At 59.0% G+C, this 14429-nt stretch carries 16 protein-coding genes and 3 pseudogenes; 14 read left to right on the plus strand and 5 right to left on the minus strand.

The window, feature by feature from the left end; all coding sequences use genetic code 11:
* Positions 1-151: 151 nt before the first annotated feature.
* Positions 152-802 carry a methyltransferase family protein gene (locus tag NWI01_RS06660; RefSeq protein ID WP_141383180.1) on the plus strand — a complete coding sequence of 217 codons (651 nt, stop codon included), beginning with the start codon at positions 152-154 and terminating at the stop codon, positions 800-802.
* A 63-nt stretch (positions 803-865) separates the two neighbouring features.
* Here the strand turns inward: NWI01_RS06660 and NWI01_RS06665 are convergent, their stop codons facing one another.
* Positions 866-1714, minus strand: coding sequence for an IS3 family transposase (locus tag NWI01_RS06665; protein WP_141383117.1), 849 nt, complete (start codon positions 1712-1714; stop codon positions 866-868).
* Complete coding sequence (locus NWI01_RS06670; protein WP_141383118.1) at positions 1663-2013, minus strand: transposase; 351 nt, start codon at positions 2011-2013, stop codon at positions 1663-1665. The genes NWI01_RS06665 and NWI01_RS06670 overlap by 52 nt, the downstream gene beginning before the upstream one ends.
* A gap of 170 nt (positions 2014-2183) precedes the next feature.
* On the opposite strand from NWI01_RS06670, the gene NWI01_RS06675 reads away from it, so the two are divergent.
* From NWI01_RS06675 to NWI01_RS06700, 8 genes and pseudogenes are all read left to right on the plus strand, one after another.
* Positions 2184-2483 carry a DUF2933 domain-containing protein gene (locus NWI01_RS06675; RefSeq protein ID WP_181410398.1) on the plus strand — a complete coding sequence of 100 codons (300 nt, stop codon included), beginning with the start codon at positions 2184-2186 and terminating at the stop codon, positions 2481-2483.
* 425 nt (positions 2484-2908) lie between these two features.
* Positions 2909-3022: pseudogene (locus tag NWI01_RS19560) on the plus strand (ubiquinol-cytochrome c reductase iron-sulfur subunit); the annotation flags it as partial.
* A 32-nt stretch (positions 3023-3054) separates the two neighbouring features.
* A pseudogene (locus NWI01_RS06685) lies at positions 3055-3992 on the plus strand (MBL fold metallo-hydrolase).
* On the plus strand, positions 3971-6526 hold the full coding sequence (locus NWI01_RS06690; RefSeq protein WP_141383120.1) for a vitamin K epoxide reductase family protein: 2556 nt from the start codon (positions 3971-3973) through the stop codon (positions 6524-6526). Before NWI01_RS06685 ends, NWI01_RS06690 begins: the two are co-directional and overlap by 22 nt.
* A gap of 2 nt (positions 6527-6528) precedes the next feature.
* A complete protein-coding gene (locus NWI01_RS20040; RefSeq protein WP_253356573.1) occupies positions 6529-6792 on the plus strand; it encodes an SDR family NAD(P)-dependent oxidoreductase in 264 nt (87 codons plus the stop codon).
* Entirely contained in the window at positions 6773-6997 is a 225-nt protein-coding gene (locus NWI01_RS20045) for an SDR family NAD(P)-dependent oxidoreductase (protein ID WP_253356575.1), read from the plus strand. The genes NWI01_RS20040 and NWI01_RS20045 overlap by 20 nt, the downstream gene beginning before the upstream one ends.
* Positions 6994-7350: an SDR family oxidoreductase gene (locus NWI01_RS20050; protein ID WP_253356577.1), complete on the plus strand. Its 357-nt coding sequence runs from the start codon at positions 6994-6996 to the stop codon at positions 7348-7350. Before NWI01_RS20045 ends, NWI01_RS20050 begins: the two co-directional genes overlap by 4 nt.
* Positions 7351-7375: 25 nt before the next feature.
* Positions 7376-9157, plus strand: a pseudogene (locus NWI01_RS06700) (glycoside hydrolase family 15 protein).
* Positions 9158-9252: 95 nt separating this feature from the next.
* Here the strand turns inward: NWI01_RS06700 and petA are convergent.
* The 3 genes from petA to NWI01_RS19315 form a co-directional block, all read right to left on the minus strand.
* Complete coding sequence (gene petA / locus NWI01_RS06705; protein ID WP_141383121.1) at positions 9253-9780, minus strand: ubiquinol-cytochrome c reductase iron-sulfur subunit; 528 nt, start codon at positions 9778-9780, stop codon at positions 9253-9255.
* 562 nt (positions 9781-10342) lie between these two features.
* Positions 10343-10645, minus strand: coding sequence for a methyltransferase family protein (locus NWI01_RS19310; protein ID WP_210242947.1), 303 nt, complete (start codon positions 10643-10645; stop codon positions 10343-10345).
* Positions 10588-10989, minus strand: coding sequence for a hypothetical protein (locus NWI01_RS19315; RefSeq protein ID WP_210242948.1), 402 nt, complete (start codon positions 10987-10989; stop codon positions 10588-10590). Before NWI01_RS19315 ends, NWI01_RS19310 begins: the two co-directional genes overlap by 58 nt.
* A gap of 1007 nt (positions 10990-11996) precedes the next feature.
* Here NWI01_RS19315 and NWI01_RS06715 point away from each other — a divergent pair.
* The 5 genes from NWI01_RS06715 to NWI01_RS06735 all read left to right on the plus strand — a co-directional run bounded on the left by NWI01_RS06715 (position 11997) and on the right by NWI01_RS06735 (position 14408).
* Positions 11997-12221, plus strand: a complete 225-nt coding sequence (locus NWI01_RS06715; RefSeq protein WP_181410399.1) for a hypothetical protein — start codon at positions 11997-11999, stop codon at positions 12219-12221.
* Between the two features lie 391 nt (positions 12222-12612).
* The gene (locus tag NWI01_RS20265) at positions 12613-12678 is read left to right on the plus strand and encodes a hypothetical protein (RefSeq protein WP_367399583.1); all 66 of its coding nucleotides are present in this window, start codon (positions 12613-12615) and stop codon (positions 12676-12678) included.
* Positions 12679-12728: 50 nt separating this feature from the next.
* Positions 12729-13412: a c-type cytochrome gene (locus tag NWI01_RS06725; RefSeq protein ID WP_244613671.1), complete on the plus strand. Its 684-nt coding sequence runs from the start codon at positions 12729-12731 to the stop codon at positions 13410-13412.
* A 55-nt stretch (positions 13413-13467) separates the two neighbouring features.
* Positions 13468-13881, plus strand: a complete 414-nt coding sequence (locus NWI01_RS06730) for a hypothetical protein (RefSeq protein ID WP_141383124.1) — start codon at positions 13468-13470, stop codon at positions 13879-13881.
* A gap of 35 nt (positions 13882-13916) precedes the next feature.
* Positions 13917-14408, plus strand: a complete 492-nt coding sequence (locus tag NWI01_RS06735) for a DUF411 domain-containing protein (protein WP_141383125.1) — start codon at positions 13917-13919, stop codon at positions 14406-14408.
* Positions 14409-14429 lie beyond the last annotated feature (21 nt).

The raw sequence follows: 14429 nt of genomic DNA on the forward strand, positions 1-14429 counted from the left end.
ATTGTTCCGACTCATTGATTGAAATGCGAGGTCGAGCATCGCGTTGAGGCCATCGGATGGCCGTCCACAAACGCGGCGATTGCAGAGACAAACGCGCGCGTCAGGAGACGCAGGCGTTTTGGCCGATCAAGTATCGGTACGAGGCAAACAAATGAACGAAAGTATACTTTGGGGAGGTGCCACGATTTCAATCGTTGTCGTATCGTGGTGTTTCTACCGCCTTGTCGTGCCGAAGGGCTGGCGGGAGTGGACTCGCGCTGGAATCGTGCAGGCATTCGTCATCGCATTTTATGCCGAGATGTATGGATTTCCCCTCACGATTTACCTATTAGCCCGAGTCTTCAATCTGGACGTCGCGGGAAATCTTTGGGATGGCAATCTCTGGGTTTATCTGACGGGCAGTTGGTGGGTAATGCCAGCTTCCATGGCTCTCGGTTACACAGTTGTCTTTTTTGGAGCCGCTCTGATCATCGCCGGCTGGCGTGAAGTGTATCGAGCGAGAGCGAGAGGGCGGCTCGCCAGGGGTGGCCCTTACAGTTTGATGCGCCATCCACAATACGCTGGCATCTTTCTGGCGCTGTTTGGCGAAAGTGTTGTGCATTGGCCAACGCTATTCTCACTGACGGCCTTCCCTATCATCGTCGGCGCGTACTGGCTCCTGGCCAGAATGGAGGAGAAGCAGATGATCCAACAGTACGGTGATAAATATCGGAGCTACCAAAGACGGGTGCCGATGTTCTGGCCGGATCACCGCGGTTGGCGCGTAGCCTTTAGAAACTACTCGTTTCGACGGATGCTTTGATGGGGGCAAAGGACCGCTCAATCTGACCAGTGTTTGGAGTGGGCCCCCGGTTCTGGACAGGGATCAGGCTACTGATTTGACCATGAGCCGGGTATGTTGCTCCTCGAACTGCGCCGGGCTGAGATAGCCGAGCGCGGAATGCAGGCGACGCTGATTGTAGACGTCGTCGATGAACCTGGGCAATTGTTCAGCGACATTATCGAATGTCTCGAACGCCATCGGATAGACCGCCTCGACCTTGAGTGTCTTCATGAAGCTCTCCGCCTTGGCGTTATCGTATGGATTGCCGCGCCGGCTCATCGAGCCAACCATGCCGTGGCCGGCAAGCAATGCGCGATAGATCCCGGACGCGTATTGCGAGCCACGATCCGAATGATGAACGCATCCTGGTCGCGGGCACCGTCGCTCGATCGCCACCTTCAGTGCCGCAACCGCGAGCCGCGCGTCGATCGATCTACCGATCGCATAGCCGACGACGCGGCGCGACCAGGCGTCGAGGATGATCGCGACATAAGCAAAGCCGCCGATGATGGCGATGTAGGTCAGGTCCGCTACCCAGAGCTGGTCGGGGCCAGCGAGGATCATATCCTTCGAACGATCCGGGAAGATGGGCTGATCATGGTCGCTGTCCGTGGTGGCGATATAGCGCCTGCGGCATCGTGGCTGAAGATCGTGCTCGCGCATCAGGCGCTTGATCCGCTTGTGGTTGGCAACCACGCCTTGATGACGGAGCGCCGCGCGCACGCGGCGCCAGCCATAGGCTTCGAACTCATCGCAGATCGCGGTGATCGCGCTCAACAACTCGGCATCGCCAGTGCGCGCCGCAGGCACATCGTAGTAGGTCGATCGCGTGATGCCCATCAGCCGGCATCCTTCAGCGACGGACAGGCCGCGGGGCCGGTGATCACGGATGTAGTCGCGCTTCTCGGCCGGGGTGCGTTTTTCAGAGCCCCCTTTAAAAACTCCAGTTCGAGGGCCTGCCGGCCGACCAACCGCTCAAGCGCGGCGATGCGCGCTTCATACTCCTGGACCAGATCCGCCGCACCCGCGTCACCGTCCAGCGCGCCCGCCTCATACTTGTCGACCCAGATGCGGATCAGGTTACGCGAAAGGTCGTGGCGCTTGGCCAGCCCGTGAAGCGTCTCGCCGCCAAGAAACTCCTGGGCGACCTGACGCTTGAACTCGACGCTGTGGGATCGGTGTCTCGGCATGGGCTTTTCTCCAAAAGCCCGGCTGCCCGGTCAATCCAACTCCGCTTCCTTGTCTGGCCCAAGGGGTCCACTCCAGTTGTCGTCCAATGGAGCGTCGAGGCCGAGAACCAGCACCCTGACCTTCCAATTGTTGGAGAGATTACATTGTCCTCTTGAAAGGAGATGAAACAATGGAACTGAATAGAAATCTGACGACCCGATCTTCTGGCTCTCCGGCGGCCGGCAGAAAGCGAGGTTGGCTCAGTCGATGGAGCGGGCTTGCGGTCTGCGCGGTCGCTTTCGTCGGCGCGATCCTTGTGTTCGGTGGCGCGTTCGGCACGCAGAGCACTGGAAAACTGCTGCCACTGCTGTTCTTGCTGCCGTGTGCAATCATGATGTTCATGTGCATGAAAAATATGGGTGGCAATCAGAAAGACACGGGCAGTTCAAATGTCAAAACTGGTTTTCACAAAACCGATTCTGACGACTGACATTGACCCTGAGGCTCAGGAAAAACGTTGCCGGGTAAAAGTGTGGCTGTCGGTCCGGAGAGAAGGCGTCGTGTCTCGTGAACGCGCGATCCGAGTGTCGTTTGCGAGGATTGCATGAACCCACTTTCCTCAAGCCGCTTTAAGACCGGGCAGGGCGTGCGTTCTGCGCAATCCGACGTTGACATTGTGCTACGTGCTTATCATGCGCGTCTACAACCACACGGCGTCCGGGCTCGCGTTGACCAACGCACGTCGCCTATGCGGCTGCAGCTTCAACGTCTGGTTTGGTCATTGGACCTCCTGCGAATGCGTTCGCTGAGGCCACTATCTCCTCGCGAAAAATCGGCCCAAACCAGGCGCTCTGGACGGCTTTTAAGACGGAACGAGGCATCGAATATGCAACTTAGCCATTTTGGATTGGACTTACGCATCTCGGCTGCATCCCGCTCTCCCGTCAGGGTGACTATGACGGCTGGTTCTGCCAGTGCTACGGCTCGCAATACGACAGCGCTGGCCGGGTCCAGCGCCTTTGCCCTTCTGTCGGCGTACCAGTTTCTCGTCAGCGACGAAGATCCGGATCAGCCAAGGTACGCCCATCGTCGCCGGGTTCTTCGAAAAGCACACCTCAAGAGTTCAGTACGTTGTGTCAGATCCTAAGATCAAGAAGTGCGCGATCATCGATCCTGTTCTGGACTTTGATCCGAACTCCGGAGCCACGGCAACGCATTCCGCTGATGAGTTGCTGGACCATATCAAGCAGGAAAAATGTCAACTGCAGTGGATTCTCGACACCCCCCCCCACGCCGATCATTTCTCGGCGGCTGGCTACCTTAAGGATAAGACCGGAGTACCCACAGGCATTGGCGAGAAAGTGATCGAGGTTCAGAAGCTCTGGAAGGACATCTATAACCTCGGGGATGCTTTCCCGACCGACGGATCCCAGTGGGACAAGCTGTTCCGCGATGGAGAGCGGTTCAAGATCGGCAATATGAGTGTCGAAGTCCTGCTCACACCAGGACATACGCTGGCATCCATTGCCTTTCTCGTGGGCGATGCTGTTTTCATACACGACACCATATTAATGCCGGACGGCGGCACGGCTCGCACCGACTTTGCGGGCGGCAGCGCACGCGTTCTCTGGAACTGCATCCAACGGATGATGGCGCTTCCTGATGGCACTCGCCTGTTAACGGGGCACGATTACCGCCCTGCTGGACGTAAAAACCCCCTGTGGGAAAGCACCGTTGCTCAGCAACGCGCCGAAAATATCCATCTGCAAAGGCTAAAGACGGAAGACGCGTTCGTGAAGCTTCGCGAAGAGCGCGATCGGGAACTGCCGATGCCCATCTTGCATTAGCTGCAAGTGAATATCCGTGGTGGGGTGACCGACTCCCAGAACCGGAAGGAAACGGCAAGCGCTATCTCGCAGAGGCACCCTTATGCCTGGGAATTAACGATGCAGGGAAAATTTCTCGCGGGAGATCCGAATGGCTCAACGTGACGTGGTGATTATCACCGGCAGCAGCGGCTTTATTGGCTCCGCCCTGATAAACAGTTTCGCGGGCCAATTTTCGTTGGTCGGCTTCGATCGGATGGCGTCTCACGCGCCGCCGCCTGCTGCGGAATGCGTGTGCATCGACCTCACCTCGGAACCCGGTGCCAAAGGCGCATTCGAGCGCATCCGAATTGCGTACGGAAACCGCATTGCCTCTGTGATCCATCTCGCCGCTTATTACGATCTCTCGGGCGAACCAAGCCCGCTGTACGAACAGATCACTGTGCGCGGCACCGAACGGCTCTTGCAACACCTCCAAGAATTCCAGGTCGAACAATTCATTTTCACCAGTACGATGCTAGTCCATGCGCCGGTCGAGCCGGGGCAACGCATTAATGAGGATTCGCCGATTGATCCGAAATGGCCTTATCCATTGTCGAAGGTCGAAACCGAGTCGCTAATCCGAAAGCAACACGGCGAGATCCCTATTGTTCTGCTTCGTCTCGCCGGCGTGTACGACGACAGATGTCGCAATGCATTTTTGTCGCAGCAGATCGCGCGAATTTATGAACGGCAAATTCTGAGTCACCTCTATCCCGGCGACCTCAAGCGCGGTCAGGCATTCGTGCACCTCGACGATGTAGGCGAGGCGCTTTTCCGCATCATAGAGAAGCGAAACGAATTGCCTCCTGAGCTCTCATTGCTAGTCGGGGAGCCGGAGACGCTGAGCTACGACGAAGTACAACGCACCAGCGGCCGCCTGTTGCATGGTGAGGAATGGGAAACGCACGAAATCCCGAAGGCTGCGGCGAAAACGGGAGCATGGATTCAAGGCGATCTTTTGCAGGAAGAGCCGTTCATCAAGCCATGGATGGTGGATTTTGCGGACGATCACTACGAGCTCGACCTCACTCGGGCGCGAACCTTGGTGGGGTGGGAACCCAAACACTTGCTGCGGGCCACACTGCCCGTCATCATCGGTGCCCTAAAGTCAGATCCGGTCGCCTGGTACCGCGACAACAAGCTCAATCCGGCGCTTGTCGCGGGAGAAGCAGCTTCCGCTCCCGAGCACAAGCAGGCCGGCGATTCCCGACAAAGGACCGAGGAGATGCTGGCGGAAAAGCGGATGCTGCGGGGGCACGACGAATTGATGCTTGCCGAACATCGGCAGACCGCCTGGACGCATTTCGCGAACATCGCTCTCGGAGCTTGGCTAGCCACCAGCCCGACAATTTTCGGATTGTTCGAACCTGCTTTCTTCAGCGAAGCGATCCTTCGGGTCACGGCGGAGCGGGGACTTCCCTCGCCGGAATGGCGGAACTGGGCGCTCGGCTGGAGCGACGTCGGCGCGGGCGCGCTGATCATGCTCTTCGGCCTGCTCTCGCTTTCGCGCCGGACCAGCTGGGCTCAATGGGCCAACACATTCGTCGGGTTGTGGCTGCTGTTCGCACCCCTGCTGTTTTGGGCGCCAAGCGCGGCCTCCTATGCAAACGATACGCTCGTTGGCGCGCTTGTGATTACATTCGCCGTTCTCGTGCCCATGATGCCGGGCATGAGCATGGAGGGAATGATGGGCGGGCCGGATATACCGCCGGGATGGACCTATTGTCCATCGACGTGGGCGCAACGCCTTCCCATCATCGTTATGGGAGCAGTGGGATTTCTGATCGCGCGCTATCTCGCGGCCTATCAGATGGGCCACGTCGACTCAGTTTGGGATCCGTTCTTTGGCGGCACCGGTGACCGCAACGGGACCGAGACGATCATCACCTCGGACGTTTCGAAAGCTTGGCCGATCCCGGACGGCGGCCTCGGTGCCGTCGCCTACATGCTGGAAATCCTGATGGGCGCCATGGGCGACAAGCGCCGCTGGCGGACCATGCCGTGGATGGTGACATTCTTCGGGATCCTGGTCGTGCCGCTGGGCGTAGTGAGCATCTACTTCATCATCATCCAACCGATCGCCATCGGGACCTGGTGCACGCTGTGTCTTCTGGCCGCGCTCGCGATGCTAATCATGATCCCGTTCGCACTCGACGAACTCGTGGCCATGGGCCAGTTCCTGGTCTGGAGCCGGCGCGCCGGCAAGTCCCTGTTGCGCATGTTCTTCATGGGAGGAGCTCTCGTCGAGGGCGGGAAGGAAGACAAGGGCGTCGAGATGGATTCGTTCCGATCCGCCCTAACGGCGATGCTGCCAGGCGTGACGCTGCCGTGGACGCTTGTCGTCAGTGTCGTTTTGGGCATCTGGCTGATGTTCACGCGCCTGACGTTCGGCACTATCCCGCCGATGGCGGACAGCGATCATCTCGTCGGTGCGCTAATAGTGACGACGGCGGTGATCGCGATGGCGGAGGTTGGGCGACCGCTGCGTTTTGTGAACGTGCTGTTCGGCGCTTGGCTGGTGCTTGCTGCCTGGTTCCTCGATGGCGCGTCGCCCACGGCGCGCTGGTCGGACGCCGCTATCGGGATTGTCTTGATCGGCCTGAGCCTGCCGCGTGGCACCCGCAGCCGGGATCATTACGCGGGCTGGGATCGGTTCGTGGTCTGATCATGGAAGATGCGCTCGCCTTTGATGCCGGCGTTCTTTTGCAAGGACAGAAAGGTCTGATCACCGGCGCGAGTTCTGGTATTGGTGAAGCCATCGCCCGGCGATTTCGCCGCTGGGGCGCAGCAGTCGGCGTGAACTATCGCTCCGGTGCCGATGCGGCACGGAAAGTTGTCGAAGAGATCCGGGCGACGGGCGCCGAAACCATACCGCTACAGGCTTGTGGCGAGCGAGCAGGAAGTGCAGTCTATGTTCCGCATCTTCCATGACGCCTTCGGCCATATTGACATTCTAGTCGCGAATCCTGGAATTCAGATGGACGCGGCCGCAAGCAATATGACCCTCGAACAATGGCGGCGCGTGATCGATGTGAACCTGACCGGACAGTTTCTCTGCGCGCGGGAGGCGATCCGCTGCTTCTCGGAACAAGAGGCGAGTCCTTATTCCAGGCCGTCGGCAAGATCGTCTGCATGAGCTCGGTGCATCAGGTCATTCCCTGGAAGGGCCACGTCAACTATGCGGCCTCGAAAGGCGGAGTCATGTTGATGATGAAGAGCTTGGCGCAGGAGGTTGCGGAGAAGCGCATCCGCGTCAATGCCATTGCTCCCGGCGCGATCAAAACGCCGATCAATCGTGCCGCCTGGGATACGCCGGAGGCGGAGAGCAAGCTTCTGCGGCTCATTCCCTATGGACGCATTGGAGAGCCGGCGGATGTCGCTGAGGTAGCCATCTGGCTGGCGTCCGATCAATCCGACTACGTCACCGGAACGACGCGTGTGGTGGATGGAGGCATGACGCTTTGTCCAGCCTTCCCGGAAGGCGGATAGCGGTCGGATCTCGCCGGGAGCATGCATGGGCGGTCGTATCGAAGATTATGCGCTCATCGACGATTGCCGGAGCGCGGCGCTCGTCGGGCGCGACGGCTCGATCGATTGTTGTGTTGACCACGGTTCGATTCACAGGCTTGCTTCGCTGCGCTGCTTGGTACGCCCGACCACGGCCGTTGGCTGATCGAGCCCGCAAGCGGCAAGACCGCGACGCGGCGGCGCTATCGCGGCAAGACGTTCATCCTTGAGACCGATTTCGAGACCGGCGATGGCGCCGTGACGTTGATTGATTTCATGTCCATGGACGGGGAACGCCAGGATCTGATCCGCGTGGTCGTGGGAAGAAGCTGCCGGGTCGCGATGCGATCGGAGCTGGTCATCCGGTTCGGCTACGGCCACGTGATTCCCTGGGTGAATCGGCTGGAAGACGGAACCCTGCGCGCCATCGCAGGACCGGACCAACTGGCGCTGCGGACGACCGCACCCCTTCGCGGAGATGATTTCAAAACAATTTCCGAATTCACGGTCAGCGACGGCGAGACAGTCCCGTTTGTGTTGAGCTACGCGACGTCACACCTCCCATTGCCGAAGCCGATTGATGCTGATGCGACACTCGCCAAGACGGAGGCGTTCTGGACAGAGTGGGCAGAGCGCTGTCGTTATAAAGGTCCCTGGGCCGACGCGGTCGTCCGCTCGCATCTCGTTCTCAAGGCGTTGACCTATGAGCCGACCGGGGGCATCGTCGCGGCGCCTACGACCTCGTTGCCCGAGCTGCCGGGTGGCCCGCGCAACTGGGATTACCGCTTTTGCTGGTTGCGCGACTCCACATTTTCCCTCCTCTCGCCGATGAACGCCGGTTACTTCGATGGGGCGCGGGCTTGGCGCGATTGGCTGCTGCGCGCAGTGGCCGGCAGCCCGAGCCGCATCCAGATCATATACGGGCTCGCAGGCGAATGTGACCTGACGGAACGGGAGCTCGCCTGGCTACCGGGCTACCAACGCTCGCTGCCGGTGCGCATCGGCAATGCGGCGCATCGCCAGCTTCAGCTGGACGTGTATGGTGAGGTCATGGATACCTTCCATCATGCCCGGCGGGGCGGATTGGAACACAGCGAAGCGGTTGGGGGCAGCGCGCGCTCGTTTCGCATCTGGAGACGATTTGGCAGCGGCCCGACGAAGGCATCTGGAAATGCGCAGCGGGAGCCGCCACTTCACGCACTCCAAAGTAATGGCCTGGGTGGCGTTCGACCGCGCCATTCGCAGCGCCGAGCAGTTCACCTCGAAGCCCCGCTGGAGCGCTGGCGCGGCATACGCAGCCAAATTCACGAGGAGGTTTGTCGAAGAGGATTCAATGCTAAAATTGGCTCTTTCGTGCAGTGCTACGGCGGGAAAACCCTGGACGCCAGTCTGCTCCTGATCCCTCTCGTCGGGTTTCTTCCCGCCGGTGACCCGCGGAGCCACTGTCGAGACCGTCGAGCGCCAGCTGATGGTCGATGGCTTTGTCCTTCGCTACGATTCTTCGGCTACAGAGGATGTGATTGTCACCCGGCGAAGGAGCGTTTCTCGCTTGCAGTTTTTGGCTCGCCGACAATTTAGTCCTGCTTGGGCGCCATAACGATGCCCAAAGACTTTGCGAGCGCTTGCTTGAATGCGCAACGATGTCGGTCTCTTGGCGGAAGAATACGATCCGCGTCATCGGCGTCAGTTGGGCAACTTCCCGCACGTGTTCAGTCACGTGGCGCTCGCCGATACCGCTCGGAACCTGACAGAAGCAACGAAGCCGGCGCGACAGCGCTCAGCACGATGACGCAACTCGGCTCCCGAACCGAGGCCGTTGATAGCAAATCCCTTTTGGTGAAAGGTCGGGAAGAGATCCTGCCAAGCGCACATCACTCGGACTCATCAGCCGATGCGGATCTTTGTCTCCGAGAGAAACTCGTACGGCGGCAAATACAAATTGGCTGGCGCCGGCCCGCGACGTACCCGACCCGCTGTATCATATTGCGAGCCATGGCAGGGGCAGAACCAACCGCCATAGTCGCCTTGATGAGGAAGCGGAATGCAGCCGAGATGGGTGCAAATACCAATAACCACGAGCCATTGATCACGCCCCTCCTTTACCCGCGCCTGATCGGACTCCGGGTCGATTAGATTGTGCCAGTTGATGGAACGTGCGTCGTCGATCTCCTTCTTGGTGCGGTGGCTGATGAAGATCGGTTTACTGCGCCAGAACACCTTGATCACTTGGCCTTCGGCGATCGGGGCGAGATCGACATCGATGGGGGCGCCGGCGGCGATGGTCGAGGCGTCGGGATTCATCTGTGAGATCAAGGGCACCGCCGCCGCGGTGACGCCCACCGCACCGACGGCACCCGTGGCAATATAAAGGAAGTCGCGTCTATTGGGCTGCGCCCAGGAAACCGCTGTCATTTTGCGCACCCGCTCTTTGTTCTTCGCTACCGCGGGCCAGCTCCCAATTGTTCGCTTGCGATGCTGTCGGTCCGCGCCCTGATTTTTGGCGATAGACGGCGGCCGCCCACCTGTTTGGCCGGGCCCTTCTCGTTTCCCGCAGTCTGCTTCGCCGTACCGTTTCATGCAGAAGGGGAGAGCGCACATGATGGCGCAAGGCAGCAGCAAGACGAGTCTCGGCGCGAGGCCAGCCGCGACTAGCCAGCCCCAGTTGAGTGCAACGCCACCGGTTATGAACGACAATTGCAAGCACCATCCACACACGCCGGTCACTGGGATAATAGCGCTCGGCCTGCAGCAGCTCGCGTAGCAACGATTTCTGCTCCTGCTTGCGTTCGGCAGTCGACGAAGTGATCCCAGTCATCATCTACCTCCACTCGCGCGCAGCACTGAGATGGCAGCCGGCCTCCGCCGTACGGTGATTCGCCCTAAGATCGGGCATGCCAACGTTGGTTATGTAGTCACGGCAAAGCCAACTAATCGACAGCGCGACAATCCGTCCACGCCGCTTTCCCGTCGCACATCATGAAATAGTCCGCGCTCGCGCTCTGCGCATGTCGCGCCAACGAGGTAAGAACATCGGCACCCGCCGCATGTATTTTCGGTATGCCTCACCGAACTGCTTGATCAGCCGCGCCTCCTCGCGCCGCGCGAGGCGCACATAGGTCAGGACGATCACTGGTGCGAGCACGAGTGTCAGAATGGTCGGCCAATGCACAAGCTGGCCAAAGATAACTAGAAATATCCCGGTGTATTGGGGATGACGAACTATGCCGCAGAGACCGCCGGTCTGAAGGCGGTCGCCGTAAAATAGATTCTGGTCCATCCCTTGATGACGAGAAGCAGCCCTATGACGATGAACACTGAGCCGATTGCCATCTCGACGACCGCACCGACCGGCCCATAGCCCAGCAGCGTGGCCCAGAGGTGACCGGTTAAATGCGCGAGCGGAATGTTGAGAGGCAGCGCTGACGTCAAAAGATAGATCGTGAGCGGAAATCCATACATCTCCGCGTACAGGGCAATGATGAAGGCCTGCAACAGTCCCGCGCCAGTCCATTCGCGCCAGCTCGCGGGAGCGAGGAAATGATAGAACGCCCACGAAGCGATCACGATCATCAACAGGGCGTAGGGCCATAACCCGAGCCATTTCTGGAAGCCAGTTTCCATTTTAACCCGATCCCACGCTCGGTATTTTTCGATTCATTATTGCGGCGGACCACATCCAAGCAAGCTCTGGTGTGCGCCATTCTCAGATGAGTTGTAGCAATAACAACCAACCCTGCGGCGGCGAGATGACGATGGCCGTCGGGCGGAGGATACCCGACGGCCGGGCGCGTAATCTCGGTGGGGCATACCGAACTGAGTTTACGCGCCGAGAGGTGGACCGAAATCCTGCCGGCCGCCAGCTTCGTTAATTGCCGAGTGCGGCCGGTGCTTACCACGACCGTCTTTCTTCCGTGGGTCCGTGTTCTGGCGTCGTCTCTGGTCTGCATCATGCGAATGCAGTTTTCCATCATCTTGTTCATCTCACCCATCATGTTCATCATACCACGCATGTCATCTCATCTCCCATCATGCGATGGTCGCCGGCGGCCCGGGCGTGGCTGGGATCTCTTGGGCGCGAAGTGCGGGCGTAAACATCAGCGCACCACCGACCGCGAGCAGCGCCAGTGACAAATGTTGCAGTCGTTTTCATCCGAGTAGATCCTTTTTCCATTTGTTTACCTTTGCGAAATCCACCCCATGATCTGCCGCTTCGCTTGTCCCGTGGTGCCTCGGCAATTCACGCCGTCGGCTTCGTATTCCGCCCGTCGCCCTGACCCATCTTTCCGGATGCAAAGATGCAGGGCGCACATTGCCACGCGTGGAGGCGAAGCGAAAGGAATGGGGAGCACTCCCGCAGCGACGAGCCAACTCCAACCCGATCAACGAAACGGCTCCCAAGACCAACCACGGCCAGCGGTTGCGCCAAAACGAATTGCCGCGGCTGCAACTGGCTGACTCCGCTATTCGAGAAGCTCCTAATGATAATTTCGTCAGCTGCCCTTCGTGGGTTACATGTTCACGGACACGTGAAAATCGGCGCGACTCCTATACGGTCGCTGCGGGGAAGCGCAAACGTTGACGTTCAGCTTCAGGTAAGCGCGCCAATCGAGAGCGCTTTCAGCCGCGACATGATCGTCGCGCGCAATGAAGTGTCCGGCATCCTCGATCGGAACGTCAGCCATGGAGGCACGTGTGCGGCGCAGATAATCGATGAGCTTTTAGCGTCGCCGAGGCGTCAGTGGTTCGCCCGGATCGTAAGTGTGCCGCTGCATATGGACGGCCATCAACGCGTCATGCACGAGATCCTCGGTTTCGTCGGCTTTGCGGCCGGCCCGCACCAGCTGCTCCTGTAGTAGGCCCGCAATGCCCCGGCTAACGCTCCAAGCAGCACCCGGTTTAGCGTCGCCCTTGAGCCGGCAATCATCAGCGCTCTAAGTTCAGCCTGCTCATTCATTTGCCTCAACGTTACTTCGCAGGCAGGGCACTCCCGGTTACACGTTCACGTAGCCGTGAACGTGTAACCGGCGTGGCCTCTCCCTCGAACTGACGTTGTGAGACACCGCCAAAGGAGGCTGCCTCGTTAGTTGTGTGCAAGATGATCCGCAGATTAAGTCCCTTGGTCCTTTCGTCGTTCTTGCTCGTATCAGCTGCGGCGGAGAGTTATGCCGGAACCACTTCAAGAGATACTCGCTTGGACGCTCGAAAGACACGGCCTGCAGGTCAAGCGGTGCCTACGGCTACTGGATGATCCACTGCCACATCACCGATCATCAGGTCTCAGGACTGATGGCCGTCATTCGTATTGCGTGAGCGGGAATCAGATGAAGATAATCTCACAATTCTTTGGACTTGCCGCCGCCGTGATTTTCGTCTCGGCGGCTCTTAATGCGGCGCATGCGGGCGGCGATCCTCGACGCGGCGCTAAGATCTATGGTGCTTGCGCCGTCTGCCATTCGCTTGAACCCAATATGAATCTGACCGGGCCGAGCCTTGCCGGTCTGTGGGGCAAGAAGGCGGCTTCGGTACCGGACTTCCCTAGATATTCGAGCGCTCTCAAGGCGAAGGATTTTGTCTGGGACGAGAACACGCTTTATGCCTGGCTCGCGGATCCGAGCGCATTCGTTCGCGGCACCTACATGACGTTTCGTGGAATCCGTGACGACAAGGCGCGAGGCGATCTCATCGCGTTTCTAAAAATCGCTTTGGTGCCAGACGGGGCCAAGACGGTCGTTGCGCAGGGATTGGTTCCCGCCGAAGAAGCGCGCGGTCAGGCGCCCGAACCGCTCAAAATTGCCGCACCCGATGAGCGGGTCACGGCGATACGGCACTGCAAGAACACCTTCTTCGTGACAACGGCGGACGGAAAGGAACGGCCTTTCTGGGAGATGAACCTGCGCCTCAAAGTGGATTCCAGCGCGACCGGTCCGCTGGGCGGCAAGCCCGTGCTCTTACCAGCGGGCATGCAAGGAGACCGCGCTTCGCTCGTCTTCTCCACGGCCGCCGAGATCGGAAATTTGATTAAGCAAACGTGCCCGGAGCAATAGGTCAAAACAGAAGGCCGCGTTAATCGCCGCAAGCCCAACGAAAGGATAACTGCCAATGTCTTTTGTGCGACGACGCAGTGTTCATCGCCGCTCGTTCCTGGTCACGACGGTGGGTCTGGTAGGGGCTCTATCGGTTGCTCGCCGGGCTCAAGCAAGCGAGTTGGCTGCAACACGTTCTCAGCCAGAAGCATCCTTGGGACAAAGAGGCGCCCCATCTTTGAATCTCAAAACGATTGGCCCGATGCACGAAGTGGTATCGATCCGATCATCGAACAACGGATATCGCCTGACGATGGCTTCCGGCGCAACGGTCTCGCTCTCGGAATTCAATCTGCATTTCAAAACCGATTCAAGCGAACGCGGACCCGTTAAAGGCCGGCCGGTGTTGCTGCGGACCGGCATGCAAGGCGACAGAGCAACGATCATTTTTTCCGATCCGTCTGAGATTGGTCCAGCGATTAGCATGTGACAAATGGAACGCACCTATTCAAGTGGAGAATGCACATGAACCGCAGGACGATGATGATCTCGACGGCTTTGGTCACGCTCACAGCGCTGAGTGACCGGGCATTCGCCGACAGCAAACCCACCGCCACTCTCTACCGGAATCCGAACTGCGATTGCTGCCTGGAGTACGCCAAATATCTCCGCAGCAACGGCTTCGACGTGACGGTGGATGCGAAGCAAGATCTCGCTTTGATCAGAAAGCAGATGCACATTTCTGAAAAATACGAGGGCTGCCACGTGATGGTCATCGGCCATTATGCGGTCGAAGGACACGTTCCGGTCCACACGCTCAACAAGCTGCTTACCGAAAAACCGAACATCATCGGCATCTCCTTGCCGGGCATGCCAACGGGCACGCCGGGCATGATGGGTCCGAAAGTGGGACCGTTCACGATTTATGAGATCGCAAGCGGATCTGTTCCGGAGAAGGTCTTTGCAGTCGAACAGGGGCCGGGCGGCATGATGCCGATGCGAGAGTTCAATCTATGACGAGTGCCGAACCGGTCGTCG

The organism is Nitrobacter winogradskyi (assembly GCF_006539545.1).
GTDB classification, from domain to species: domain Bacteria; phylum Pseudomonadota; class Alphaproteobacteria; order Rhizobiales; family Xanthobacteraceae; genus Nitrobacter; species Nitrobacter winogradskyi_A.

Bases quoted from the DNA above. Each gene is read 5' to 3' on its own strand.
- NWI01_RS06660 (WP_141383180.1), top strand. From the start codon at position 152: ATGAACGAAAGTATACTTTGGGGAGGTGCCACGATTTCAATCGTTGTC.
- NWI01_RS06670 (WP_141383118.1), bottom strand. From the start codon at position 2,013: ATGCCGAGACACCGATCCCACAGCGTCGAGTTCAAGCGTCAGGTCGCC.
- NWI01_RS06675 (WP_181410398.1), top strand. From the start codon at position 2,184: ATGGAACTGAATAGAAATCTGACGACCCGATCTTCTGGCTCTCCGGCG.
- NWI01_RS06690 (WP_141383120.1), top strand. From the start codon at position 3,971: ATGGCTCAACGTGACGTGGTGATTATCACCGGCAGCAGCGGCTTTATT.
- NWI01_RS20040 (WP_253356573.1), top strand. From the start codon at position 6,529: ATGGAAGATGCGCTCGCCTTTGATGCCGGCGTTCTTTTGCAAGGACAG.
- NWI01_RS20045 (WP_253356575.1), top strand. From the start codon at position 6,773: ATGTTCCGCATCTTCCATGACGCCTTCGGCCATATTGACATTCTAGTC.
- NWI01_RS20050 (WP_253356577.1), top strand. From the start codon at position 6,994: ATGAGCTCGGTGCATCAGGTCATTCCCTGGAAGGGCCACGTCAACTAT.
- petA (WP_141383121.1), bottom strand. From the start codon at position 9,780: ATGACAGCGGTTTCCTGGGCGCAGCCCAATAGACGCGACTTCCTTTAT.
- NWI01_RS19310 (WP_210242947.1), bottom strand. From the start codon at position 10,645: ATGGACCAGAATCTATTTTACGGCGACCGCCTTCAGACCGGCGGTCTC.
- NWI01_RS19315 (WP_210242948.1), bottom strand. From the start codon at position 10,989: ATGGAAACTGGCTTCCAGAAATGGCTCGGGTTATGGCCCTACGCCCTG.
- NWI01_RS06715 (WP_181410399.1), top strand. From the start codon at position 11,997: ATGATCGTCGCGCGCAATGAAGTGTCCGGCATCCTCGATCGGAACGTC.
- NWI01_RS06730 (WP_141383124.1), top strand. From the start codon at position 13,468: ATGTCTTTTGTGCGACGACGCAGTGTTCATCGCCGCTCGTTCCTGGTC.
- NWI01_RS06735 (WP_141383125.1), top strand. From the start codon at position 13,917: ATGAACCGCAGGACGATGATGATCTCGACGGCTTTGGTCACGCTCACA.